Genomic DNA, 25,547 nt, shown 5'->3' with positions numbered 1-25,547 from the left:
TCGATGGCCGATTCCCCAACCGGATCCCGCCATGAGCTTCGCTGCCAGTACCGCCATTCGCCCCGAACCCTTTGTCCCCGTCAGCGTGCCGGTCGCAGACCACGTGCACGCGGAGCGCGGTGAGTTCGCCGCGGTGCTGTCGATGCGCCATGCAGGCCCCAGCCCGGTGCGCCTGCGCTATGAGTGGGTGGGCCCGGCCAACGCACCGGTGGTGGTGCTGGCCGGTGGCATTTCCGCCCATCGCCACGTGGCGTCCAATGCACAGTTCAGCGAGAAGGGCTGGGCCGAAGCGCTTGTGGGTAGCGGCCGCGCGCTCGACCCGCAGCAGCTGCGCGTGCTGGCCTTCGATTTCATCGGTGCCGACGGTGCACTGGATGTGCCGATCGATACTGCCGACCAGGCCGATGCGCTGGCGCTGTTGCTGGACCATCTCGGCATCCGCACGCTGAAGGCCTTCGTCGGCTATTCGTATGGCGCGCTGGTCGGCCAGCAGTTCGCGATCCGTCACCGCGCCCGCGTGCGCCAGCTGGTGCTGGCCAGCGGCGCGCACCGCCCGCATCCCTATGCCGCCGCGTGGCGCGCGCTGCAGCGCCGCGCGGTTGAGCTGGGCCAGCTGCAGTGCGGCGAAGACCACGGCCTGGCCCTGGCCAGGCAGTTCGCCATGCTCAGCTACCGCACCCCGGAAGAATTCGGCGAGCGCTTCGACGCCGCGCCGGAGGTCATCAATGGCCGCGTGCGCGTGGCCGCCGAAGACTACCTCGACGCCGCCGGCGCGCAGTACGTCGCGCGCACGCCGGTGACCGCCTACCTGCGCCTGTCCGAATCGATCGACCTGCACCGTGTCGACCCCGCCGCGATCCTGCCACCGACCGTGGTGGTCGCCGTGGAGGGCGACCGCCTGGTGCCGCTGGCCGACCTGGTCGGCCTGGTCGAAGGGCTGGGCCCGCGCGGCAGCCTGCGCGTGCTGCGTTCGCCCTATGGCCACGACGCCTTCCTCAAAGAAACCGATCGCATCGACGCGATCCTCGCCACCGCCTTCCGCACCTCTGGAGAGTCCGCATGAGCCTGCACGCCAACGAGCCGTCCTGTAGTCGCACCACTGCCGCCGTCCGTGCGGGCATCGATCGGGACACCGCGCATGGCGCGGTCACACCGCCGATCGTGCTGTCGTCGAACTTCAGCTTCGACGGCTTCGGCAACAAGCGCCAGTACGACTACACGCGCAGTGGCAACCCGACCCGCGACCTGCTGGGTGAGGCGCTGGCGGAACTGGAAGGCGGCGTCGGTGGTGTGGTCACCGCCACCGGCATGGGCGCGATCAACCTGGTGCTGAACGCACTGCTGCAGCCGGGCGATACCCTGGTGGTGCCGCACGATGCGTACGGCGGCAGCTGGCGCCTGTTCAATGCGCTGGCCAGGAAGGGCCACTTTGAACTGGTCACCGCCGACCTGACCGATCCGCGTGCACTGGCGCAGGCGTTGGCCACCCAGCCGAAGCTGGTGCTGGTGGAAACGCCGTCCAACCCTCTGCTGCGCATCACCGACCTGCGCTTCGTCATCGATGCCGCGCACAAGGCCGGCGCTCTCGTGGTGGTCGACAACACGTTCCTGTCGCCAGCGCTGCAGCAACCGCTGTCGTTCGGTGCGGACCTGGTGCTGCATTCCACCACGAAGTACATCAACGGCCACAGCGATGTGGTAGGCGGGGCAGTGGTCGCGCGTGATCCGGCACTGCACGAGCAACTGGTGTGGTGGGGCAACGCGCTGGGCCTGACGGGTTCACCGTTCGATGCCTTCCTGACGCTGCGTGGCCTGCGCACGCTGGATGCGCGCCTGCGCGTGCACCAGGAAAATACCGCCTCGATCGTCGCCCTGCTGGACCAGCATCCGGCGGTCGGCACGGTGTACTACCCGGGCCTGGCCGAACATCCCGGCCATGCCATCGCCGCACGCCAGCAGAACGGCTTCGGTGCGATGCTGTCGTTCGAGCTTGCGCACTGCGCCTGTGAAGATCCGCACGCGGCAGTGCGCGCATTCGTGGATGGCCTGCGCTGCTTCACCCTGGCCGAATCGCTGGGCGGCGTCGAAAGCCTGATCGCCCATCCGGCGACCATGACCCATGCGGCGATGACCCCAGAAGCACGTGCCGCCGCTGGCATCAGCGAAGGGCTGCTGCGCCTGTCGGTCGGCATCGAGGCCGAGCGCGACCTGCTGGCCGATCTCGGTGCCGCGCTGCAGCGCGCCGAAGTCGTGATCGATGCGGCCGCACGCCGCAAACAGGTGGTGGATGCATGAGCGCGCTCGCCGCCGACATTCCTTCGCTGGGCGTGGGACGCCTGGCGCTGCTGGGCACTGGCACGGTCGGCTCGGCCTTCGTGCAGCGTTACCAGGCATTGCGGGCGCGTGGGCTGGAACTGCCCAGCGTGCAGTGGCTGGCCAATTCACGCACTGCGCTGGAGATCGATCGTGACCTGGTGCTGCCGCTGGAGCTGGCGCGACGTGCGCCACGCGATGGCCAGAGTTCGCCGGCGTGGGCCAGCACCGAAGGGCTGGAGCGTGGCGATGTGGTGGTCGATGCCACCGCCAGCGAAGACGTGGCCGCACGTCACGTGCAGTGGCTGGCGCGCGGCGTGCATGTGGTGACCGCCAACAAGCTGGGCCGTGGTGCGCAGCTCGCACGCGCGCAGGCGATTGCCGAAAGCTGCGCAGACAGTGGTGCGCGCTATGGCGACAGCGCCACCGTCGGCGCGGGCCTGCCGCTGCTGAGCAGCCTGCGCGCGCTGGTGGCCGGTGGCGATCACATCCATGCCATCGAGGGTGTGCTGTCCGGTTCGCTGGCGTGGCTGTTCCATCGTTACGACGGCCAGTCGCCGTTCTCGGCGGCGGTGCGCGAAGCGTTGGCGGCCGGCTACACCGAGCCCGATCCGCGCCTGGATCTGTCCGGCGAAGACGTGCGGCGCAAGCTGCTGATCCTGGCCCGCAGCAGCGGGCTGGCGCTGGATGCTTCGCAGGTGCAGGTGGATTCACTGGTGCCTGAAACGCTGGAAGCGTTGCCGCTGGAGGATGCACTGGCGGCACTGGAGCAGCTGGATGCGCCGTTGCAGGCGCGTTGGCAGCAGGCACGCAAAAACGGCCGCGTGTTGCGTTTCGTTGGCCGTGTTGACGGTGAGGGTGCGCAGGTGGGCCTGCGCGAGCTGCCGGCTGATCACCCGTTGGCGCAGGGTGCGGGGACCGACAACCGCGTCGCCATCCACAGTGATCGCTACCGTCGCCAGCCGCTGTTGATCCAAGGCCCGGGTGCGGGCGCGGAAGTCACCGCCGCCGCGTTGCTGGATGACGTGCTGCGGATCGTCGGCTGATCGCACAGTTCTTGTAGAGCCGAGCCCATGCTCGGCTGCTACTGGCGAGATCCCCTCCTGCTGGATGAGCCGAGCATGGGCTCGGCTCTACAGGGGCGCCCTGCCGGTCAGCGTGACTTCAAGGACTTCAGCAACGCGGCGTTGAACTGCTTCGGGTCCTGCACCTGCGGCGAATGGCCCAGTTCGGCGAACTCGACCAGCGTGGCGCCGGGAATCGTCGCGGCCGCGGACTTGCCGAGCACCGAATAGTTGCCCAGCGTCGCCTTCACCGCAGGCGGCGCCAGGTCGCGGCCGATCGCGGTGCGGTCCTTCTGCCCGATGAACAACGTAGTCGGCACCTGCAGGTTCTTCAGTTCGTAGACCACCGGCTGGTTGAACACCATGTCCGAGGCCAGCGCCTGGCTCCATGCGACGGCCTGCTTGCCGGGCCCTTCGTACATGCCTGACTGCATCCGCGCCCAGGGTTCGTAGGCCGGCTTCCATTTGCCGTCGTAGTACACATCCAGCTGGTAGCGGCGGATGCTGTCGTAGCTGATGTTCATTTCACCGGCATACCACGCGTCCACGCTGCGCCAGGGCACGCCCAGCGCCTTCCAGTCTTCCAGTCCGATCGGGTTGACCAGCGATAGGCTGCGCAGGTCCTGCGGGTACATCAGCGCGTAGCGCACCGCCAGCATGCCGCCCATCGAATGTCCGACCAGGTGCACTGGCACGTCGCCCAGTTGCAGCTGCTGCAGCAGGGCATGGGTGTTGGCTGCCAGCTGTGCGAACGTGTACTGGTAGCGCTCGGGCTTGCTGGATTTGCAGAAGCCGACCTGGTCCGGAGCGATCACCCGGTAGCCGGCGGCAACCAGCGGCTTGATCGATTCCTTCCAGGTGGCCGCACAGAAGTTCTTGCCATGCAGCAGCACCACCACGCCGATCGGAGTCTTCTTCGGTGCGATGTCCAGGTAGGCCATCTCCAGCGGCTGCCGCTGCGATTCCAGCGCGAAGGTCTTCACCGGATAGCCGTAGTCGAAGCCCTCCAGGCGCGGCCCGTAGCTGGGCGCGGCCAGGGCAGGCAGCGGAAGGCAGGCAAGCAGGGCAGCAGCGATCACGCGCATGGGGCAATCCGGGATGGGGGAGCCCCGAGCCTAACCGGAACGCGGTGATGGTGTCGTCCGATGTAGAGCCGGGGCCACCCCCGGCTGCTCCTGCCCCATCAGCCGGGCAGGTGCCCGGCTCTACAACTCAGCACTCGATGACGTTCACTGCCAGGCCACCGCGGCTGGTTTCCTTGTACTTGTCCTGCATGTCGCGGCCGGTATCGCGCATGGTCTTGATCACCTTGTCCAGCGACACCTTGTGCTTGCCGTCGCCACGCATCGCCATGCGCGAGGCATTGATCGCCTTCACCGCGCCCATCGCGTTGCGTTCGATGCAGGGGATCTGCACCAGGCCACCGATCGGGTCGCAGGTCAGGCCCAGGTTGTGTTCCATGCCGATTTCTGCGGCGTTCTCGATCTGGCTGGGGTTGCCACCCAGTGCCGCGACCAGGCCGCCGGCCGCCATCGAGCAGGCCACGCCAACCTCGCCCTGGCAGCCCACTTCGGCGCCGGAAATCGAGGCGTTTTCCTTGTAGAGGATGCCGATCGCCGCCGAGGTCAGCAGGAAGTCGAACACGCGCTGTTCGTTCGCGCCCGGGCAGAAGCGGTCGAAGTAGTGCAGCACCGCCGGCAGCACACCGGCCGCACCGTTGGTCGGCGCGGTCACCACACGGCCACCGGCCGCGTTCTCCTCGTTCACGGCCAGCGCGTACAGGTTGACCCAGTCCAGCGTGGTCAGCGGGTCGCGCATCGCCGCTTCCGGCTTCGACGACAGCTCGCGGTACAGCGCCGGTGCACGACGGCCCACCTTCAGGCCACCCGGCAGCACGCCTTCCTCGCGGATGCCGCGCGCCACGCACGACTGCATCGCACTCCAGATCTCGCGCAGCTGCGCGCGGATCTCGTCTTCGCTGCGCCAGCACTTCTCGTTCTCGAACATCAGCTGGGCAATGCTCAGGCCGCTGCGCGCGGTCTGCGCCAGCAGCTCATCGCCGCTCTTGAAGGGGTAGGGCAGCGGGGTCTCGTCGGGCACGATGCGATCATCGGCCGCGTCGTCCTGGTTGACCACGAAGCCGCCGCCCACCGAGTAGTAGTCGCGGGTGGCGATCACTTCGTCGTCGGCGTTGTAGGCAGTGAAGCGCATGCCGTTGGTGTGGTAGGGCAGCTTCTGGCGCTTGTTCATGCCGAGGTCGCGCTTCTCGTCGAAGGCGATCTCGTGCTGGCCCATCAGCTGGATGCGCTTGCTGCTGCGGATGCGCTCCAGCGTGGCCGGAATGATGTCCGGGTCGATCAGGTTCGGCCGCTGGCCTTCCAGGCCCAGCAGGATCGCCTTGTCGGTGCCGTGGCCGCGGCCGGTCAGTGCCAGCGAGCCATAGACATCGGCGCGGATGCGCGCGACCTCGTGCAGGCGGCCCGGGTCGAGCAGCCAGCGATGGATGAATCGCTCGGCGGCCTTCATCGGCCCGACGGTGTGCGAGGAACTCGGGCCAATGCCGATCTTGAAAACGTCGAACGTGCTGACAGCCATGATTGCCGTACTGCGGGTACCGGAAGAGATCGCTATTCTAGCGGTTCACGCCGCACTTCCATGGCTGCGGCGCAGCATTTCCGCCACGGGAGCCCGGCCGGTGTTGACCCTTATCCAACGTGACGATTGCCACCTGTGCGACATGGCCCTGGCCGAGCTGGCGAGGGCACGGGCGCCGGAGTTCGAATCGCTGTTCCTGGACGACCAGCCGGCGCTGGAAGCGCGCTATGGCACGCGGGTGCCTGTGCTGCGTGACGAGCGCGGCGACCGCGAGCTGGACTGGCCGTTCGACGCCGCCACGGTTCGGGCGTGGTTGGCCGTCGATCGGTAGTGCCGGCCGCTGGCCGGCAACCCCTCTGTTCCCGGTGATGCCAGCCAGCGGCCGGCACTACCCGATGCGGTTTATTTCGCGTCGAACTTCACGATCGTGCTGATCGCGGTTTCGTCCGGGATGGTCTTGGTGTCGGCCCAGTCACCGCCGCCGACACCGAAGTCCAGGCGCTTGACCGTGGCCTTGCCGGTCAGCACCGGCTGGGTGCCCGGCTTCCAGGTGAAGGTGAGGGTGACCGGCTTGCTGACGCCGCGCAGCTCCAGTGTGCCATCGGCGGCGAACTGGTTGTTGCCCACCGCGCGGAAGCCCTTGGCGGTGTAGCGTGCGGTGGCGAACTTGCCAACATTGAAGAAGTCGGCACCCTGCAGGGTCGAATCGCGGTCGCTGTTGCCGCTCTTGGCACCGGCCAGCGGGATCACCACGTCCAGCGAACCGGCGGCCGGGTTGGCCGGGTCGAAGCTGAGCTTGGTGGCGAAGCCCGGGAAGCTGCCGGTGAACACTTCGCCGTCGTACTTGGTGGCGAACACCAGGATCGAACCGGCGCCGGGAGCCTGCGCGTAATCGGCAGCGAGTGCCGGAGCGGTGGCCAGCATGCCGGCCAGGGCGGCGGCCACGGCGGCCGGAGTGGTCAGTTTCAGGTTCATCGGTCAGTCCTTCTGAGGGGAGGCGAGCCAGCCGCGCGGCAACATGCGGGACAGCGTTGCATCGCGTTGGAACAGGTGGTGGTAGAAGGCAGCGCCGGCATGGGCCAGCACCACCGCGATCAACAGCCAGAAGCCGTATTCGTGGATGGCATGCGATACCGCGACAACCTGCGGGTCGGGACCGCTCAGCTTGGGCACGTCGACCAGGCCGAACCAGCGGAACGGGCGCAGGCCGCTGGCCGAGTCGTACAGCCAGCCCGACAGCGGGATGGCGAACATCAGCACGTACAGCAGCACGTGGGTGGCACTGGCGATGCGCTCCTGCCAGCTGGGCACGCCCGGCACCGGCTTCGGTGCACCGGCGTACAGGCGCCAGCCCAGGCGGAACAGCACCAGCGCCAGCACGGTGATGCCGATCGACTTGTGCGCGGTGTAGACCCAGAAGTACTTCGGGGTCTTGGGCAGTTCACCCATGGTCAGGCCGACCACGCCCAGGGCGAGGATCAGCAGTGCGATCAACCAATGCAGGATCTGGCTGACACTCCCCCAGGCGGCGGGGGTGTTCTTGGCGGTCATGAGGGGTCCTCTAGCGGGCCGTCTTGGGGTCGGAGTGCGGAACGGGAGCGGGAGTTCCCGGGGCGTCGCTGCGGTCGAGGGTGGCTTCAGCCTCGATCCTCAGCTGTACTGCATCACCGATGACGCCCGGCCAGGCGGTGATGCCGAACGCGCGCCGGCTCAGCGTGGTGCTGGCGGAAAAACCGGCGGTGCGTCGGAACGGGGGAAGCGGGTAGCGCTTGATGGCGTTGAGGGTGACATCCAGCGTGACTTCCTGGCTGACCCCGCGCAGGGTCAGCGTGCCGGTCACGTGGGCGCGCCTGGCATCGATCGGCTCGACCTTGGTGGAGACGAATCGCGCGGTCGGGAAACGCTCGCCGTCGAGCAGGCTGCGGGCCAACGTGGCCTGGTTCCACTTGGCATCACCAAGGTCCAGTCGCGACACCGGGATATCCACTTCCACGGTGGCGTCGCGCCAGTTGTCGGGATCGAACCGCACGCGCCCCTCGCTGCCCGATACCGTGCCCATGGCCTGCGAGTAGCCTGCGTGGTCGATCGAGAACAGCACCCGCGTGTGCACCGGATCGAGGCGATAGGTGTCAGCGGCCGCCCAGGCAGGGGCGGTGGCGAGCAGCATCGGCAGCAGGGCCAGACAGGGACGCATCGATGGCGGGCTCCGGAAGGGGACGCTGCGATCATACGCACAGCCCCCTGCCAACGTTGCGTGCATGGGTGCAACAGTTCGTGGTGGTGCCGCCGCTGGAAACAGGCTGTTGCAGCCATGACCCCGGCCCTGTGTGACAATCGGCGCAGGACAGGGGGTTCAGGATGACGAGCGGCTGGCGCCTGTGGTGCCGTGGCATCGCAGGTATGGGACTGCTGCTGGTGGCGATGGCCACGGCGGCTGCGACCCTGCACATGGCAGAAACACCACGCCTGCGCCGCTTCGGTGCCGCCGAAGGCTTGCCGTCTCGCATGGTGGTGGCGCTGGCCGAGGATCGCCAGGGCCACGTATGGGCCGCCACCGATGGTGGACTCGCCCGCTATGACGGCAACAGCCTGCGGGTCTGGGAGCACGACCCGGAACAGCCGGGCTCGTTGCCAGGCAACGAGATCGAGACCCTGCTGATCGACCCGCTGGACCGGGTCTGGGTGGGCATCAATGGCAAGGGCGTGGCACGCCTGGATGCCGACCGCGAACGCTTCCAGACCTTCGATACGGTCAATTCCACCTGCCAGGGGCAGTTCTGGGCACTGGCCTATGTCGACGACGCCTTGTGGATCGGGACCAACAACCATGGCGTCTGCCGTTTCGGCGAAGACGGCAGCGTGCGCCTCTACACCCATGATCCGGCGCACCCGGGTGGCCTGCCCAGCAACAGCATCTTCACCAGCCTAGTCGACGCGCGGGGCCGCCTGTGGGTCGGCACCGAAGCCGGTGTGGCGCGTTGGAACGGCAGCGGCTTCGAGCCGGTGGCCGCGCGGGAACTGGGTAGGCTGAGCGTGCTCCGGTTGAGCCGTGATGCAGACGGTTCGATCTGGGTAGGCAGCCAGAACGATGGCCTCTACCGCATCGATGGGCAGGACCGGGTCAGTCGCCCGCGATGGGCCGACAGTGCCCAGCTGCGGTCGGCCCTGGTCCTGGCCGATCGCCAGGGGGGCTACTGGGCGGGTACCTCCGATGGCCTGTTGCGAGGGGATGCGGCGGCGTTGCGCCGCCTGGAGGGGGACCGCGGCAGCGGCTTCCTGACCGCGCACAGCGGTGTGCTTGACCTGCTGCAGGACCACGAGGGCGGACTGTGGGTGGCGTTGCTGACCCAGGGCCTGGCCTATCTGCCACCGGACTGGCGGCGCTTCTCGATCTGGAACCAGCTCGACGGCAAGCCCCTGGACAGCCAGTACCTGTTGAGCGCGGCCAGCGATGGGAAGAACTACTACGTCGGCTCGGCGCGAGGGGTGTACCAGCTCGATGCGCAGGGCACCCTGCGTCTGCTGGCCAGCGACCGGCAGCTCGGCAACGGCGTGGTGTGGTCGGTGCTGCCGCGCCCGGATGGTCGCCTGTGGCTGGGACGCGGCGGCCGCATCACCGTCTACGATCCGGCCACCGGCGCATTGCGTGACCTGCGGATCGATGGCAGTGCCGACCTGCGCCAGCGCATCGACCTGATGCGGCAGGCCCCTGATGGCACGGTGTGGGTGTCGGTGATGGGCCTGGACCTGCAGCAGCGCGATGCAGAGGGCCGGCTGCTGCACAGTCATCCGCTGGAACATTTCCGCGGGACGGCCGATGCGCCGATCGAGCAGATTCGCTTCGACGCCCAAGGCCGGCCCTGGGTGATGGGCGACATGGGCATCTGGCGTGAGCAGGCCGGACGCTTCGAGGCAGTGCCCGGCGTGTCGCGCGGCCCGATCTACGATCTGGTATGGATCGATCCGCAGCAGTTGTGGCTGGCGCGCCAAGGCGCCTTCGAGCGCTACCAGTGGGATGGCATGAGCCTGCGCCTGATCCAGCGCATCGACGGCAGTGCGGGCGTGCCGCCGGTGACCATGGGGGGGCTGGCGCTGGCCGACAATGGCCAGCTCTGGGCCACGACGCCGCGCGGCCTGCTGCGGTGGGACCCGAAGACGCGGCGCCTGCAACAGTTCAACGAACGCGATGGCCTGTCCGATGCCGAGTTCACCGGTCGGCCACCTGCGGTGAATGCCGATGGCCGCGTGTTGGCGGTTACCCAGACCGGCCTGGTCGCCTTTGATGTGAATGCCGACGACACCGTGCTGCCGCCTTCATCGCTGGTGATCGCCGAAGTGCGTGTGCGGCGCGACGACGCACGCGGCTGGCAACCGTTGCCGCTTACTGGCACCCTGCTGCTGGGACCGGACGACCGCGATCTGCAGATCGATGCGCGGCTGCTGTCCTATGCCAGCCCGCAGGGCAACCGGTACCGCTTCCGCGTGCAGGGTTACGACCAGGACTGGGTGGAGCAGGGGGGCGATGGCCAGCGCACCCTGTCGCGGCTGCCGACCGGCCGCTATGTCATCGAGGTGCAGGCTGCGACTGCCCGGGGCACGTGGACGCCTTCGCAGCAGTTGCAGGTGAAGGTGCTGCCGCCGTGGTGGCGCAGCGGCATGGCGATATTCGGCTACATCCTGCTGGGGTCGTTGCTGCTGGTGGTTCTGGTCTGGTCGATCCGCGCGCGGTTGCGCCGCCGCCAGCAATGGCAGCTGACGGTGCACAAGCAGCAGCTGGCCGAGCAGGCCTCGCAGGCCAAGAGCCGTTTCCTGGCCACGCTGGGCCACGAAGTCCGCACGCCGATGACCGGCGTGCTGGGCATGAGCGAACTGCTGCTGGCGACCCCGCTGGATCCGGTGCAGCGCGGCTACGCCGGGTCCATCCAGCAGGCCGGCAGCCATCTGCTGCGGCTGGTCAACGATGCCCTGGACCTGGCCCGGATCGAAGCCGGGCGGCTGGAGCTGGACCTGCGCCCGTTCGATCTGGGGGAGCTGCTGGACCAGGTGCAGGGCCTGATGCAGCCGATGGCGCAGCAACGCCAGCTGGTGTTCCAGCGCGGCGAAGACCCGCCCGGGCCGATCAGTGTCAGTGGCGACGAGATGCGCGTGCGCCAGATCCTGCTGAACCTGCTCGGCAACGCGATCAAATTCACCGAGCGCGGCCACGTCGGCCTGGCCGTACGCCTGGAAGAAAAGGGCGGCCTGTGTTTCGAAGTCCATGACAGCGGCCCGGGCATCAACGCCGAGCAGCAGCAGCGCCTGTTCCATCGTTTCGAACAGGCCGACGGCCCGCGTACCGCGTCGCGCTACGGCGGCAGTGGCCTGGGGTTGGCGATCTGCCAGGAACTGGCGGTGGCGATGGGGGGGCGCATCGAAGTGGACAGCCAGCCTGGCAAGGGCGCGCGGTTCCGCGTGCGCCTGCCCCTGCCCTGGACGCGCCAGGCCGCCAACAGTGCGGGCGACGTGGCGGCCCTGCCGGAACTGCCGCCGCTGCGCATCCTGCTGGTCGAGGACGATGCCACGGTGGCCGAGGTCATCGCCGGCCTGCTGCGCGTGCGCGGGCATGAGGTGGTCCACGTGCTGCATGGCCTGGGCGCGCTGTCGGAGATCGCCACCGATGGTTTCGACGTCGGCCTGCTCGATCTCGATCTGCCCGCGCTGGATGGTACGGCCATCGCCCGCCAGCTGCGCACCATGGGCTATGAACTGCCGCTGGTGGCGGTGACCGCCCGTTCCGATGCCTATGCCGAAACCCAGGTGCTGGCCGCAGGCTTCGATGGCTTCCTGCGCAAGCCGGTGACCGGCGACCTGCTGGTGACGGCCATCGCCCAGGCGCGTGCGAAACGACAGGCGACCGCGTGACGACGCCGACGCCGGGCGTGAACGGCGCGACTTTCGGTTTACCATGCCGACGCCCGCTGCGCGGGAATCATCAGGACCAGCGTGAGGAGGCAATCGGTGGTGTATCTGCGGGCGGCGATGCTGCTGCTGGTCCTCCTGTGCTGCGCGTTGCCCGCTGCGGCACAGCCGGTGCCTCCGAGCCCGCGGCAGGTGACGGTGTTCGATGGCCTGCCGTCCAATACCGTCAACCGCATGGCCGAGGACCGTTACGGCTACCTGTGGATCGCCACCAACGATGGCCTGGCCCGCTATGACGGCCGCACCTACCGCGTGTGGCGTTCCGAGGATGGACTGCGTGACAACCGCATCTGGACGGTGCTGGTCGATGCCCGCAACCAGTTGTGGATAGGCACCGAGAACGCCGGCCTGGTGCGCATGTCGGCCGACCGCCGCCAGCTGCACTTCTACGACCGCAGCAGCCAGCCGTTGATGGGTACCAACACGGTCTGGAGCCTGGCCAGCACGCCTGATGGCTCGATCTGGTTCGGTACCCACGAAGGCGGCCTGTACCGCCTGGACAGCCAGGATCGCCTGCAGCGCTTCCTGCCCGAGCCGAACAATCCGCGCAGCCTGCCTTCGTCGTCGGTGTCCTACCTGGCCACGCTGGCCGATGGCAGCCTGTGGATCGGCACCAAGCATGGCGTGGCGCGCTGGACCGGGACCGACTTCGAGCGTGTCGGTACGGACATCATCCCCAGCCTGCTGATCAACGGGCTGACCGCCGAACCGGATGGCAGCCTGTGGATCAGCACGATGGCCGGCGCCACCGTGCGCCGCCCGGATGGCCGCTTCGAAGCCCCCCCGTGGAAGCTGCCGCCGGGCGAGCAGGTGCTGGGCATGATGCTGCGCGACGAGCAGGGCGGGCACTGGCTGGATACACGCACCGGGCTGGGGCGTGCGGTCGATGGCCAGTACCAGACCGTGCCGCTGTACAGCGTGATCGCGCGCGGTCCGGTACGGCCGAACTGGACCGGTGCCTACGAGGACCGCGAAGGTGGCATCTGGTTGGCCAGCACCAATGCCGGGCTGTGGCACCTGCTGCCACGCTGGTGGCAGTTCTCGGTGCTGTCGCGCCTGGAGGACGACCCCAGCTCGCTGCGCAATGCGCTCGTGCTGGGTACCAGCCCCTCCAGCAACGGCGGCGTCTGGACGGTGGGCAGCCATGGCGCGCTGGACCGCTTCGATCCGAAGACCGGCAGGATCGAGCAGCATCGCACCTGGGTCAACGGCATGCACTGGTTGACCTCGGTGCGTGAGGACCGGCGTGGGCAGGTCTGGATTGGATCGACCGATGCGCTGGTGCGCTACGACCCGCAACGGCGCGAACTGCGTCGTTGGGGCCGTGATGCCGGTGCAGATGCGGCGATGGAAGGGGTCGTCGAAGCGATGATGACCTGCGACGGCGACAGCCTCTGGTTGATGCTGCCCGCGGGCCTGCAGCAGCGCGACCTCGACGGCCACGTGCGGCGCCAGCTGGACAATGGCCAGCGCGGCCTGCAGCAGGGCCAGCTCAACCTTGATGTGGAATGCGGGCCGCAGGACCACATCTGGCTGGCCAGCAGCCGTGGCCTGCTGCAGTGGCTGCCGGAAAGCGAGCGCTTCCAGCCGGTGCCGGGTGCGCCGGCAACGGCGATCCATGCGTTGCATGTGGGCCGTGACGGCCAGGTCTGGTTGTCCGAGGATGGTCGCCTGTCCCGTTACCGCTGGAGCCAGGGACGCCTGGAACGGCAGGCGGTGGTCGGTGCCGAACAGGGCTATCCGGCGATCTCCGCCTCCGGCCTGGTGGTGGATGCGCAGGGCGTGGCTTGGGCGACCAGCGCACGCGGCCTGGTACGCGTCAGTGCCGATGGGCAGAGCGTGCGCCTGTACGGCGTGCATGATGGGCTGCCCAGCCAGGAATTCCGCGAGCACACCTTGATCGCAGCGGCCGATGGCCACCTGGTGGCCGGAACGGCAGCGGGCGCGGTGGTGTTCGACCCGGAGCAGGTACGGCCTTCGGTCCGTCGCGCCCCGCTGGTGATCGAGCGGGTGGAAGTGCGCCGCAACGAGCAGGTGCTGGACATGACCCACGATGCGCCGTTGCAGATCGCCGATGGCGACCGCGACCTGCGCATCGTCGCGCGATTGCTGTCCTTCGCCGACTCGGCGTCCAATACGTACCGCTACCGCCTGGCCGGCTACGACCCCGATTGGGTCGAAGTCGGCCCGGCCGGCGAGCGCCTGTTCTCGCGCCTGGCGCCGGGCAGCTACCGGCTGGAAGTGCAGGCACGCTCGGCCGACCATGTGTGGTCGCGGGTGCAGAGCCTGGAATTCCGCGTGCAGCCGCCGTGGTGGCGCAGCCTGTCCGGCCTGCTGGTGCTGGCGTCGGTCGGGTTGCTGCTGACCAGCTGGTTCGCCTGGTTGTACCGACGCCGCCTGCAGCGGCGCCATGCCTACCAGCTGGCGCTGCACAAGCAGGAGCTTGCCGAGCAGGCCTCGGCGGCCAAGACCCGCTTCCTGGCCAACCTTGGCCATGAGATCCGCACGCCGATGACCGGCGTGCTGGGCATGAGCGAGCTGCTGCTGGCCTCGCCACTGGACCCGCAGCAGCGTGGCTACACGCAGTCGATCCGGCATGCGGGCGAGCACCTGCTGCACCTGGTCAACGATGCGCTGGACCTGGCGCGAATCGAGTCCGGGCGCCTGGAACTGCAGTCGCAGTCGTTTGCGTTGAATGGCCTGTTGCAGGATCTGGCGGCGCTGATGGGCCCGCTGGCTGCACAGAAGGGCCTGCGCTTCGTCCTCGACAATCAGCTGCCGCCGGGCCTGCAGGCGACCGGTGATGCCATGCGCGTGCGGCAGATCCTGCTCAACCTGCTGTCGAACGCAGTGAAATTCACCAGCCGCGGCACTATCACCCTGCACGCACGTTGCGATGGCGAGCTGCGCGCGCTGCACTTCGAGGTGCGCGATACCGGCCCGGGCATCAGCCAGGAACAGCAGCAGCGCCTGTTCCGTCGCTTCGAGCAGGCCGATGGTGCCCGTACCGCCGCGCAGTACGGTGGCAGTGGCCTCGGTCTGGCGATCTGCCGCGAGCTGGCGCATGCGATGCAGGGGCGGATCCAGGTGGAGAGCCAGCTGGGCCGGGGCACCTGTTTCGGCGTGACCTTGCCGTTGCCGCTGGTGGTGAACAGCGATGCCGAGGCATCGGCCGAGGGGCATCGCGACGAAGCGGCGAACATGCCGCCGCTGCGGGTGCTGCTGGTCGAGGACGATGCCACCGTGGCCGACGTGGTGCGTGGCCTGTTGAGCGCACGCGGCCACGAGGTGGTGCATGCCGGCCATGCGCTGGCGGCGCTGCGCGAGGTCAGTGCCGGCGATTTCGATGTCGGCCTGCTGGATTTGGACCTGCCGGGCCTGAGCGGTTTCGAACTGGCCCAGCACCTGCGCAACCAGGGCTACATGCTGCCGCTGCTGGCGGTGACCGCGAGGACCGATCCGGACCTGCAGCAACAGGTGGAAGCGGCCGGCATCGGCGGCTTCCTGCGCAAGCCGGTGACTGGTGAGCTGTTGGTGGAAGCGATCGCCAGGGTCACGGGTAGGTAGGTTCTGCAGGGCCTGTGGACCCACCCCGCCTTCGACAGAATTCTGCGAGCTGTTGAAATGGCGTGGGGTCAGATCCGTTTCCCGTAGGAAAACGGATCTGACCCCAGATCGATTTCGATATCTGACAGATGTGTCGACCAAGGTCGACACCTACCAAGAGCCGCCGGAATCCGTCAGAGGTGGGGCGGTGTCGCAGTGCGGGGTGTCAGCCGCATGGATGCGGCTGCCAAGCCTACAGGGACGTACTTGCGGCGTCCCCGCACTGCGACACCGCCCCGCCAACCCACGGAATGCCGCTTTGGCTGTTGCTGTTGCCGGCCAGCAGCCGGCACTACCGCGGGTGCAGGGCCGCAGGCCCTGCCGAACCACCCTCACTCCGCGACGTGCTCGACCTGCCGCGGTTCGGGCTTGGTGTCAGGCAGCTGCCAGAAGATCATCGTCGAGGTCAGGGTGATGGCGCCCACGCACAGGAATGTGGCATGCAGCGCGGCGGTCGCGCTGTTGCTGTCCAGGTGATTGCCGAACGCGGCCAGCAGGCTGCCGGCCGCCGCGGCGCCGAAACCGGCGGCCAGCATCATCACCATCGACAGCAGGCTGTTGCCGGAACTGGCGAATTCGCGGTCAAGGTCGCGCAGCGTCACGGTGTTCATCACGGTGAACTGCAGTGAATTGACCGCGCCGAAGAATGCAAGCTGCACCAGGCGCCAGGCCAGGTGCTGGCCGGGTGTCATCAGGATGAAGCTGGCCATTGCCAGCCCCACCAGCACGGTGTTGGTCATCAGCACGCGGCGGTAGCCGTAACGTTCGACCAGCTTCACTGCCAGTTTCTTTGAGACCATGCCGGCGGCCGCCACCGGTACCATCATCAGGCCGGCGTTCATCGGGCCTAGACCGAGGCCGACCTGCAGCAGCAGCGGGATCAGCATCGGCATGGCGCTGCTGCCGATGCGCGAGAACAGGTTGCCGAGGATTCCGATGCGGTAGCTGGGTACGCGGAACAGGGCCAGCGAGAACAAGGGCGCGGTGGAATTGGCGGCATGCAGCCAGTAGCCCACCAGCGCAGCCAGGCCCGCGACCGTCATCAGCATCACCAGCGCGTGCGGGGTGCCGAGTCCGGAGATGCCGTCCAATGCCAGCGACAGCACCACCATCGCAAAGGCCAGCATGATGTAGCCGCGCAGGTCGAAACGGGTGCGATGGCTGGCGTAGTGGTCGGGCATGATCTTCATCGCGGCGATGAAACCGATCACGCCGATCGGCAGGTTGATCAGGAACACCCAGTGCCATGAGGCGATCTCGACCAGCCAGCCGCCCAGCGTCGGGCCGATCAGCGGGCCGACCAGCGCGGGGATGGCGATGAAGCTCATCGCGCGCAGGAAATCCTCGCGCGGCACCGAGCGCATCACCGCCAGCCGGCCGACCGGCAGCAGCATCGCACCGCCGATGCCCTGCAGCACGCGCGCGCCAACCAGCTGGTGCAGGTGCTGGGCCAACGCGCAGGCCAGCGAGCCGAGGGTGAACAGAATGATCGCCACCAGGAAGGTGCGCCGGGTGCCATAGCGGTCGGCGATCCAGCCCGAGGCGGGAATGAACGTGGCGACCGCCAGCGCATAGCTGAACACCACCGACTGCATCTGCAGCGGGCTCTCGCCCAGGCTGGCCGCCATCGCCGGCAACGCCGTGTTGACGATGGTCGAGTCCAGCATCTGCATGAAAATCGCCAGGGACACCAGCCACAGCAGGGGACGCTGGCGGTTGTAGGTCGATGGCGATGTGGACATGGGGTGCGGCCGGTGCAACGTGGGGGCGGCCATGATCGCGCACTGCGGGTCACGGCGCGATCAACATCGCGCCGTGATGGCATGCGGAATGCTCAGCGTTGGCTGTGCGCGTGCACCGCGTCGACCAGGACCTGCACGTGCGCCGGGTCCATGTCCGGCGACATGCCGTGGCCGAGGTTGAACACATGGCCTTCGCGCGAGCCGCCGTTGCCGGCGGCATAGGTGTCGAGCACGCGCGCTGCGGCCGTGGCGATCGCATCCGGCGAGGCGTACAGCGTGGTCGGGTCGAGGTTGCCCTGCAGGGCGACGCGACCACCGGTGCGGCGCATTGCTTCGTCCAGGTCCAGCGTCCAGTCCAGGCCAAGTGCATCGGCGCCGGTCTGCGACAGTGCTTCCAGGTGCAGGCCGGTACCCTTGCCGAACAGGATCAGCGGCGTGCGCTCGCTGCCTTCGCCGCGATCCAGGCCCTGTGCAATCCGCTGCAGGTAACGCAGCGAGAACTCGCGGTACATCGCCGGGGACAGCACGCCACCCCAGGTGTCGAACACCTGCAGCGCCTGCGCACCGGCCGCGCGTTGCGCACCGAGGTAGGCGATCACCGCTTCGGTGGTGACCTCCAGCAGGCGGTGCAGCGCCTGCGGATGGTTCAGCGCCATCGCCTTGATGCGTGCGAAATCCTTGCTGCCGCCGCCTTCCACCATGTAGCAGGCCAGCGTCCAGGGGCTGCCGGAGAAGCCGATCAGCGGCACCTGGCCGTCCAGCTCGCGGCGGATCAGGCGTACCGCATCCATCACGTAGCCCAGGTCCTGCTCCATGTCCGGCACCGCCAGCTTGGCGATGGCCGCTTCATCACGTACCGGGTGGCGGAACTTCGGGCCTTCGCCTTCGACGAAGTACAGCTCCAGGCCCATCGCATCGGGAATGGTGAGGATGTCCGAGAACAGGATGGCTGCGTCCAGCGGGAAGCGGCGCAGCGGCTGCAGGGTGACTTCGCAGGCGATCTCCGGGGTCTTGGCCATGGCCAGGAAGCTACCGGCCTTGGTCCGGGTCGCGCGGTATTCCGGCAGGTAGCGGCCGGCCTGGCGCATCAGCCAGACGGGGGTGCAGTCCACCGGTTCGCGGCGCAGGGCGCGCAGCAGGCGATCGTTGCGGAGAGGGCTGGTCACGATGGGCATTCCTTGGACGGGAGGAGCAGCGGCGTCAGTCGCCGTGCGAAAGGATCTGGAAGCCGCGATGCAGTTCGGCATCGCGGGCCTTCTCGAAGGCGTGGCGGGCGTCGTCGGCCTGCAGGAACAGCTCGCGCCGCAGCTGCGAGCGGCTGCCGACGCGGCCGCTCTCGCGCAGCAGCTCCCAACCGCCGAACAGGTCCGGCTGCAGGCTCAGGCGCAGGAAACGCGGTGCCTGCGCACCGGCGTCGGGATGTTGCAGGTAGACGTGCATGGCGCCGATTGTAGCGGGGCAGGGGTGACCCCTGCCGCAACGTGGCAGTGCCGGCCGCTGGCCGGCAACTTCATGATCCTGGGCGCGTTACGCGGTTGCCGGCCAGCGGCCGGCACTACCTTTCGCCGACGAGCGCAGCGGCACCGCAGGCACATGTGCCATCAGTCCTGCCCGCATCCACCGAAGAATGCAAAGCCTGCGCACACTTCACGGCGCCAGGCAGGAGTAGGCTTGAGGCTTTCCTGCCGGGAGGGGTTGTCCATGCGTGTGCGTGCCGTCGCTGTAGCCATTGCCCTTTGCCTGTCCAGCACCGTGCTGGCCGCCGATACCCCGCCGATGACCCCGGATATCAGCGGCAAGCCGTTCGTTGCCCCGGATGTCGGTCGCGACTATGACAAGCGCGTGGTGATGGTGCCGATGCGTGATGGCACCAAGCTGTACACGGTGATCGTGGTGCCCAAGGGCGCCCACAATGCGCCGATCCTGCTGACCCGGACCCCCTATGATGCTGCCGGTCGCGCCAGCCGCAGTGATTCGCCGCGCATGCGCGACCTGTTGCCGCAGGGTGACGAGGTGTTTGTCGACGGCGGCTACATCCGCGTGTTCCAGGATATCCGCGGCAAGTATGGCTCCGAGGGCGATTACGTGATGACCCGGCCGCTGCGCGGGCCGTTGAACAACACCAAAGTCGACCATTCCACCGACGCCTGGGACACCATCGACTGGTTGGTGAAGAACGTGCCGGAGAGCAATGGCAAGGTCGGCATGCTCGGCTCGTCGTACGAGGGCTTCACCGTGGTGATGGCGCTGACCGACCCGCACCCGGCACTGAAAGTGGCCGCACCACAGAGCCCGATGGTCGATGGCTGGATGGGTGACGACTGGCTCAACTACGGTGCGTTCCGCCAGGTCAACTTCAACTACTTCGCCATGCAGACCGAGAAGCGCGGCAAGGGTACGCCGCTGCCCAGCCTCGGCTACGACGACTACAGCACCTTCCTGCGCATCGGCTCGGCAGGCGACTACGCGCGTTTCACCGGCGTGGACCAGTTGACCTGGTGGAAGAAGCTGGTCGAGCATCCGGCCTATGACGGCTTCTGGCAGGGCCAGGCGCTGGACGCGGTGATGGCAAAGACACCGCTGAAGGTGCCGACCATGTGGCTGCAGGGCCTGTGGGACCAGGAGGACATGTGGGGTGCCAACCACGCCTATCAGGCGATGGAAGGACGCGATAGCGGCAACAACCGCAATTACCTGGTGATGGGGCCGTGGCGACACAGCCAGGTGAACTACAGCGGCAGCGAACTGGGTGCGCTGAAGTTCGACGGCGATACCGCGCTGCAGTTCCGCCGCGACGTGCTCAAGCCCTTCTTTGACCAGTACCTGGTGGATGGCGCGCCGAAGGCCGATACGCCACCGGTGCTGATCTACAACACCGGCGAAAACCACTGGGACCGCTTGAAGGGCTGGCCGCGCAGCTGCGACAAGGGGTGTGCCGCCAGCAGCAAGCCGCTGTACCTGCGCGCCGGGGGCAAGCTGGCGTTCCAGGCACCGGCGGCGGGCGAGGGTGATTTCGAGGAATACGTGTCCGACCCGGCCAAGCCGGTGCCGTTCGTGCCGCGCCCGGTGCGCTTCGGCGACCGCGACATGTGGACCACCTGGCTGGTCAAGGACCAGCGCTTTGTCGATGGTCGCCCGGACGTGCTGACCTTCATCACCGAACCGCTGACCGCGCCGCTGCGCATCGGCGGCGCGCCGGTGGTGCATCTGCAGGCCTCGACCAGTGGCACCGACAGTGACTGGGTGGTGAAGCTGATCGACGTGTATCCGGACCAGGAAGCGTCGACGCCGGAAATGGGGGGCTATGAGTTGCCGGTGTCGCTGGCGATCTTCCGTGGCCGCTACCGCGAGAGCTTCAGCGATCCGAAGCCGCTGGCCGCCAACCAGGTGCTGCCGTATCGCTTCGATCTGCCCAACGCCAACCATACGTTCCAGAAGGGCCACCGGGTGATGGTGCAGGTGCAGTCCAGCCTGTTCCCGCTGTACGACCGCAATCCGCAGACCTACGTGCCGAACATCTACCTGGCCAAGCCGGGCGATTACCAGAAGGCCACGCAGCGGGTCTGGCATAGCGCGGCGCAGGCCAGCTACATCGATCTGCCGGTGTATTGAGGCCCGCAGGGGGGCGCCGGGCCGTGCCTGGTAGCACGTGGTAGTGCCGGCCGCTGGCCGGCATCCGCAATGGCGCAGGAGCGTGTCGACCAAGGTCGACACCTGCCAGGGCCCGGGCCTTCAGCCCACCTTCGACGGGCCCGTGCGCCAGCGGCTGGGGACCAGGCCGAAGCGCTTGCGGAACGCGGCGGCGAAGTTGCTGGGGTGGCGGTAGCCGCTGGCGGCGGCAGCCTGCTCGACGGTCCATCCGTTCTCGCGCAGGCCCTGTTCGGCATGGCGCATGCGCTGCTCATGCAGGTAGTCGAACACCGAGCTTCCATATTGCTGGGCAAAATGGCGACGCAAGGAGCTGGGGCTCATGCAGGCCAGCTGGGCCAGTTCGATCAGGCTGTGGGCATGGCTGGGGTCGTCATGCAGATAGCTGCGCACTCGCTCCAGCCGCTCGCGCTGGCCGGCGCGCAGCGTGCGTACATGCTCGGTCTGCATATCCTCGGCCTGCAGGCCGACGGCCAACACCTGCAGGGCCACGCCTTCGCGCCACAGCGCATCGATGTCGTCCTGCCAGGGGCTGTCGAACAATTGGGCGAGCGTCGGCAGCAAGGCATGCGGAATGGCCCAGTGGCGGCACTGCAGAGGGGAATGAAGGACCCGTTGCAGTGCCGGCAGGCGCAGCATGTCCACGTCCAGATCGGCCGGTACGCTCAAGCTGACCCCGCGCAGGTGGCTGCCACCGGGATGCAGCCCGGCCATCGACACAGGTTCATGGTGGCTGGTGGTCATGCCTGTGCCGGCGCGCAGGGTGAACCCCTTGCGACGAGGAAACTGGACATCCACTTCGCCCTGAAGCATCAGGCGGATGGTCAGGCCGGCACCGTGCACAGCGGTGGCCGTGTAGGTGAACCGGTTGTGCACGTCCGAGGCGATCAGGCCCAGGCCACCGCGCAGTGACTGTTCGTGGACGTCGCCACGCCCTGCCCATTGGTCGTCGCGCAGTTCACTCCCTTCGATCCGGTAGTCGTAGCCATGGCGTTCGCCGAACTGGCGGTAATCAGCAAAAGTGAAATATCGGGACATCGCTCTGCGCAAACACAGGTTGAATTGAATGTGTCGAAGAAACTGGAAGCGTTTCCCATTGTCGCCGCGATTCGCGCGCTTTTGACTTCGATAAGGTCAAAACGATTTGCGATTACGGCCAAAGTGAAAAAGCAGAAGAACATACGCCGGGGTTTTGCACGCATATCCGTACGCAATTCCATACATAAACTGCAGTTGAGGTTTCATGGCTGGAACGATCTGGAGATGCGATGTCAGCCCGGCCATCACGGGCGCGCGCGTAAGGTAGGTAGGTTGGCTGCTGCAGGCCACTTCGATACCCCCGCATTTGGAGAACGCAGATGATTGACTACCAGCTCACCGGCAAGACCGCGATCGTGACCGGAGGCGTGTCGGGCATCGGCCTGGCCGTGGCCCAGACGCTGGCCGCATCCGGTGCCCGTATCTCGGTCTGGGACCTCAAGCAGGATGCAGTGGATGCCACCGTGGCGCAGTTGCGCAGCACCGGCACACAGGCCATCGGCATCGCGCTGGACGTCACCGACGACGCGGCGGTGGAGGCAGCGGTGCAGCGCACGATCAAGGAACTCGACGGCCTGCACGTGGCGGTCAACAACGCCGGCATCAGCGGGCCGGCCGCCGCCAGCGGTGACTATCCTATCGATGGCTGGCAGCGCGTGATCGATGTCAACCTCACCAGCGTGTTCCTGTGCCAGCGTGCGCAGATCCAGGCCATGCGCGCGGCCGGCACGGGCGGCAGCATCATCAACATGGCCTCGATCCTGGGCCAGGTGGGCTATGCCGGTTCCACTGCGTACGTGGCGGCCAAGCACGGCGTGGTCGGGCTGACCCAGACCGCAGCGTGGGAACATGCGGCTGACGGCATCCGTGTCAACGCGGTGGGTCCGGGCTTCATCAGCACGCCACTGCTGGAGAAGATGGACCCGAAGGTGCGCGCCACGCTGGAAGGGCGGCACGCGTTGAAGCGGCTGGGTACGCCGGAGGAAGTGGCCGCATTGGTAGCCTGGCTGGCCAGCGACGATGCCTCGTTCGCGACCGGCACGTACTACGCCATCGATGGTGGCTACCTCGCGCAGTGAGCGAATGCGGCCCGCAGATCCACGCCATGCGTGGATGAAAGCGGGCGGTGAAGAAGGCGTGCCATGGCCTTCACCGCCGTCCCACAATCGCCGCGCGACGCTGCGGGAAAATTCCGGAGCTTGCCCATGGAACTCACCCAGGATGTCTCGATCCTGCTGCGCGTAGCCGCAGCGATGCTGTTCGGCGGTGTGCTCGGTGTCGAGCGGGAAATGGGCAAGCACGCCGCCGGCCTGCGTACGCACATGCTCATTGCCGGAGCGGCGGCATTGATCGTCGGTCTCGGCGACTCGGTGGCCGAGCATTTCCAGCAGGAGCGTTACCGCGACCTGCTGCAGGTTGATCCGGTGCGCCTGATCGAAGCGGTGGTGGCCTGCGTCGGCTTCGTGGCCGCTGGCACCATTCTGCGCGGCTCACGCGAGGACCAGGTCAGCGGCTTGACCACGGCCAGTTCGCTGATCATGGCGGCGGCGATCGGGATTGCGGTGGGGATCAGCAAGTACGTGATCGCGATCGGGGTCAGCGTGCTGTGCGTGCTGGTGCTGGCGGTGATGCGGCGGTTGGAGAAACGGATCTCGTAGGGAAGGTCGAGTTGCCGGCCAGCGGCCGACACCACCATGACGGCTCCAATGGTCAGACCAATAAAGGGCTAGCCCTATGGTCTAATAGGCTCTTCGTCGGAGTAGCGGTTAAATCCGCTGCAAGTGGTCTGATCGCAATCATTAATGGTAATACCAATGATCGACGGCCACGGCGACCCACCGCCTGCGGTGGGCTCCTTCCGTTTCCAGTCGAGAGTCTTCATGCAGCCCTGGCAACACCTGTACGACCCCGCCGGCAACCTGTGGTTGTCGAGCCTGATCGCGCTGCTGCCGATCGCGTTCTTCTTCGTTGCCCTGGCCGTGCTGCGCATGAAGGGCTGGCTGGCCGGCACGATCACCGTGGCCATCGCACTCGGCGTGGCCCTGTTGTTCTACCGCATGCCGTTGCCCCAGGCGCTGGGCGCGGCCGGCTTCGGTTTCGTCTACGGCCTGTGGCCCATCGCGTGGATCATCATCGGTGCGGTGTTCCTCTACAAAGTTTCGGTCAAGACCGGGCAATTCGACATCATCCGCGCCTCGATCCTGTCCGTGACTGAAGACCAGCGCCTGCAGATGCTGATGGTCGGCTTCGCCTTTGGCGCCTTCCTGGAAGGTGCGGCCGGTTTCGGTGCGCCAGTGGCGATCACCGCGGCGCTGCTGGTCGGGCTGGGCTTCAAGCCGCTGTATGCCGCCGGCCTGTGCCTGATCGTCAACACCGCGCCGGTAGCGTTCGGCGCGATGGGCATTCCGATCATCGTGGCCGGGCAGGTCACCGGCCTGGATGCATTCGAGATCGGCCAGATGGCCGGTCGCCAGCTGCCGTTCCTGACCATCATCGTGCTGTTCTGGATCATGGCGATCATGGATGGCTGGCGCGGCATCAAGGAAACCTGGCCGGCGGTGCTGGTGGCCGGTGGCTCGTTCGCCATCGCGCAGTACCTGACCTCCAACTTCATCGGCCCGGAGCTGCCGGACATCACCGCCTCGCTGGCGTCGCTGGTGTGCCTGACCCTGTTCCTGCGCCGCTGGAAGCCGGTACGGATCTTCCGTTTCGACACCGAAACCAGCGCCGAGGCGGCCGCACAGGCGCTGGAGGCACCGCGCCACAGCGTCGGCCAGATCGCCAGGGCATGGTCGCCGTTCCTGATCCTCACCGCGATGGTCACGCTGTGGAGCATCAAGCCGTTCAAGTCGCTGTTCGCGGCGGGCGGCCCGCTGGAAGGCTGGGTGCTGAAGATCCCGGTGCCAGGCCTGGACCAGCTGGTGCAGAAGATGCCACCGATCGTGGCTGCGCCGCTGAGCTATGAAGCCATCTACAAGTTCGACTGGTTCTCGGCCACCGGTACCTCGATCATCCTGGCCGCGTTGATCGCCATCATCGCGCTGCGCATGCCGGTCCGTTCGGCGCTGCAGACCTTCGGCGAGACCGTGCGTGAGCTGCGCATGCCGATCTACTCGATTGGCATGGTGCTGGCGTTCGCCTTCATCGCCAACTACTCGGGACTGTCTGCCACGTTGGCCCTGGCGCTGGCGCATACCGGCGACGCGTTCCCGTTCTTCTCACCGTTCCTGGGCTGGCTGGGCGTGTTCCTGACCGGTTCGGACACCTCGTCCAATGCCTTGTTCTCGGCACTGCAGGCCACCACCGCACAGCAGATCGGCGTGTCCGACGTGCTGCTGGTAGCGGCCAACACCACCGGCGGTGTCACCGGCAAGATGATCTCGCCGCAGTCGATCGCCATTGCCTGCGCGGCGGTCGGCCTGGCCGGCAAGGAGTCGGATCTGTTCCGCTTCACGGTCAAGCACAGCCTGATCTTCACCACGATGGTCGGCCTGATCACCCTGGCCCAGGCTTACTGGCTGACCTGGATGATTCCCTGAGCCATGCGCGGCTGGCCGACCACCCGCTGCGCGCTTCGGGCCAC

19 protein-coding genes are annotated in these 25,547 nt (G+C 67.4%); 10 read left to right on the top strand and 9 right to left on the bottom strand.

Features of this window, described 5'->3' with window-relative positions; genetic code table 11:
- Positions 1 to 31 precede the first annotated feature (31 nt).
- From ROV93_RS18780 to ROV93_RS18770, 3 genes are read left to right on the top strand one after another with little or no spacing between them, the layout of a single operon-like run.
- On the top strand, positions 32 to 1,063 hold the full coding sequence (locus ROV93_RS18780; protein ID WP_312540786.1) for a homoserine O-succinyltransferase: 1,032 nt from the start codon (positions 32 to 34) through the stop codon (positions 1,061 to 1,063).
- The gene (locus ROV93_RS18775) at positions 1,060 to 2,295 is read left to right on the top strand and encodes an O-succinylhomoserine (thiol)-lyase (RefSeq protein WP_072168568.1); all 1,236 of its coding nucleotides are present in this window, start codon (positions 1,060 to 1,062) and stop codon (positions 2,293 to 2,295) included. Before ROV93_RS18780 ends, ROV93_RS18775 begins: the two co-directional genes overlap by 4 nt.
- Complete coding sequence (locus tag ROV93_RS18770; protein ID WP_072168569.1) at positions 2,292 to 3,359, top strand: homoserine dehydrogenase; 1,068 nt, start codon at positions 2,292 to 2,294, stop codon at positions 3,357 to 3,359. Before ROV93_RS18775 ends, ROV93_RS18770 begins: the two co-directional genes overlap by 4 nt.
- 107 nt (positions 3,360 to 3,466) lie before the next feature.
- Here the strand turns inward: ROV93_RS18770 and ROV93_RS18765 are convergent, their stop codons facing one another.
- Together ROV93_RS18765 and ROV93_RS18760 are read right to left on the bottom strand one after the other, a co-directional pair.
- Positions 3,467 to 4,462, bottom strand: a complete 996-nt coding sequence (locus tag ROV93_RS18765) for an alpha/beta hydrolase (protein ID WP_072168570.1) — start codon at positions 4,460 to 4,462, stop codon at positions 3,467 to 3,469.
- Between the two features lie 127 nt (positions 4,463 to 4,589).
- Positions 4,590 to 5,972: an L-serine ammonia-lyase gene (locus tag ROV93_RS18760; RefSeq protein WP_049415888.1), complete on the bottom strand. Its 1,383-nt coding sequence runs from the start codon at positions 5,970 to 5,972 to the stop codon at positions 4,590 to 4,592.
- Between the two features lie 100 nt (positions 5,973 to 6,072).
- Between ROV93_RS18760 and ROV93_RS18755 the strand changes: the two genes are divergently transcribed.
- Entirely contained in the window at positions 6,073 to 6,303 is a 231-nt protein-coding gene (locus ROV93_RS18755; RefSeq protein WP_072168604.1) for a glutaredoxin family protein, read from the top strand.
- A gap of 71 nt (positions 6,304 to 6,374) precedes the next feature.
- On the opposite strand, the gene ROV93_RS18750 is transcribed toward ROV93_RS18755, so the two are convergent.
- The 3 genes from ROV93_RS18750 to ROV93_RS18740 are packed head-to-tail and all read right to left on the bottom strand — an operon-like array spanning position 6,375 to position 8,166.
- Entirely contained in the window at positions 6,375 to 6,947 is a 573-nt protein-coding gene (locus tag ROV93_RS18750; protein WP_072168571.1) for a YceI family protein, read from the bottom strand.
- Between the two features lie 3 nt (positions 6,948 to 6,950).
- Entirely contained in the window at positions 6,951 to 7,523 is a 573-nt protein-coding gene (locus ROV93_RS18745) for a cytochrome b (protein WP_005410672.1), read from the bottom strand.
- Positions 7,524 to 7,533: 10 nt separating this feature from the next.
- Positions 7,534 to 8,166 (bottom strand): YceI family protein, encoded by a 633-nt coding sequence (locus tag ROV93_RS18740; RefSeq protein WP_072168572.1) that lies wholly within the window; start codon positions 8,164 to 8,166, stop codon positions 7,534 to 7,536.
- Positions 8,167 to 8,330: 164 nt separating this feature from the next.
- Here ROV93_RS18740 and ROV93_RS18735 point away from each other — a divergent pair, with 164 nt between their 5' ends.
- Together ROV93_RS18735 and ROV93_RS18730 are read left to right on the top strand one after the other, a co-directional pair.
- Positions 8,331 to 11,873, top strand: a complete 3,543-nt coding sequence (locus tag ROV93_RS18735; RefSeq protein ID WP_072168573.1) for an ATP-binding protein — start codon at positions 8,331 to 8,333, stop codon at positions 11,871 to 11,873.
- A 96-nt stretch (positions 11,874 to 11,969) separates the two neighbouring features.
- On the top strand, positions 11,970 to 15,497 hold the full coding sequence (locus tag ROV93_RS18730; protein ID WP_180890565.1) for a hybrid sensor histidine kinase/response regulator: 3,528 nt from the start codon (positions 11,970 to 11,972) through the stop codon (positions 15,495 to 15,497).
- 371 nt (positions 15,498 to 15,868) lie between these two features.
- Here ROV93_RS18730 and mdtD read toward each other — a convergent pair whose 3' ends face one another.
- The 3 genes from mdtD to ROV93_RS18715 form a co-directional block, all read right to left on the bottom strand.
- Complete coding sequence (gene mdtD, locus ROV93_RS18725) at positions 15,869 to 17,278, bottom strand: multidrug transporter subunit MdtD (protein WP_005418383.1); 1,410 nt, start codon at positions 17,276 to 17,278, stop codon at positions 15,869 to 15,871.
- 92 nt (positions 17,279 to 17,370) lie between these two features.
- Positions 17,371 to 18,453 (bottom strand): uroporphyrinogen decarboxylase, encoded by a 1,083-nt coding sequence (gene hemE, locus ROV93_RS18720; protein WP_061478866.1) that lies wholly within the window; start codon positions 18,451 to 18,453, stop codon positions 17,371 to 17,373.
- A gap of 25 nt (positions 18,454 to 18,478) precedes the next feature.
- Complete coding sequence (locus ROV93_RS18715; RefSeq protein WP_053498927.1) at positions 18,479 to 18,718, bottom strand: WGR domain-containing protein; 240 nt, start codon at positions 18,716 to 18,718, stop codon at positions 18,479 to 18,481.
- Positions 18,719 to 18,979: 261 nt separating this feature from the next.
- Between ROV93_RS18715 and ROV93_RS18710 the strand changes: the two genes are divergently transcribed.
- Entirely contained in the window at positions 18,980 to 20,890 is a 1,911-nt protein-coding gene (locus tag ROV93_RS18710; protein WP_088496135.1) for a CocE/NonD family hydrolase, read from the top strand.
- A gap of 120 nt (positions 20,891 to 21,010) precedes the next feature.
- Here the strand turns inward: ROV93_RS18710 and ROV93_RS18705 are convergent, their stop codons facing one another.
- A complete protein-coding gene (locus ROV93_RS18705) occupies positions 21,011 to 21,964 on the bottom strand; it encodes an AraC family transcriptional regulator (protein ID WP_072167468.1) in 954 nt (317 codons plus the stop codon).
- A gap of 320 nt (positions 21,965 to 22,284) precedes the next feature.
- Here ROV93_RS18705 and ROV93_RS18700 point away from each other — a divergent pair, with 320 nt between their 5' ends.
- From ROV93_RS18700 to lldP, 3 genes are all read left to right on the top strand, one after another.
- Positions 22,285 to 23,043 carry an SDR family NAD(P)-dependent oxidoreductase gene (locus tag ROV93_RS18700; protein WP_072167469.1) on the top strand — a complete coding sequence of 253 codons (759 nt, stop codon included), beginning with the start codon at positions 22,285 to 22,287 and terminating at the stop codon, positions 23,041 to 23,043.
- 126 nt (positions 23,044 to 23,169) lie between these two features.
- Complete coding sequence (locus ROV93_RS18695; RefSeq protein WP_005413774.1) at positions 23,170 to 23,622, top strand: MgtC/SapB family protein; 453 nt, start codon at positions 23,170 to 23,172, stop codon at positions 23,620 to 23,622.
- Between the two features lie 222 nt (positions 23,623 to 23,844).
- Positions 23,845 to 25,503, top strand: coding sequence for an L-lactate permease (lldP, locus tag ROV93_RS18690; RefSeq protein ID WP_072167581.1), 1,659 nt, complete (start codon positions 23,845 to 23,847; stop codon positions 25,501 to 25,503).
- Positions 25,504 to 25,547: the final 44 nt, after the last annotated feature.

Origin of the sequence: Stenotrophomonas maltophilia group sp. msm4 (assembly GCF_032025605.1) — a bacterium.
GTDB lineage: Bacteria > Pseudomonadota > Gammaproteobacteria > Xanthomonadales > Xanthomonadaceae > Stenotrophomonas > Stenotrophomonas sepilia.
The sequence above is the reverse complement of the archived record's forward strand: the minus strand, read 5'-3'. Positions and strand labels throughout refer to the sequence as shown.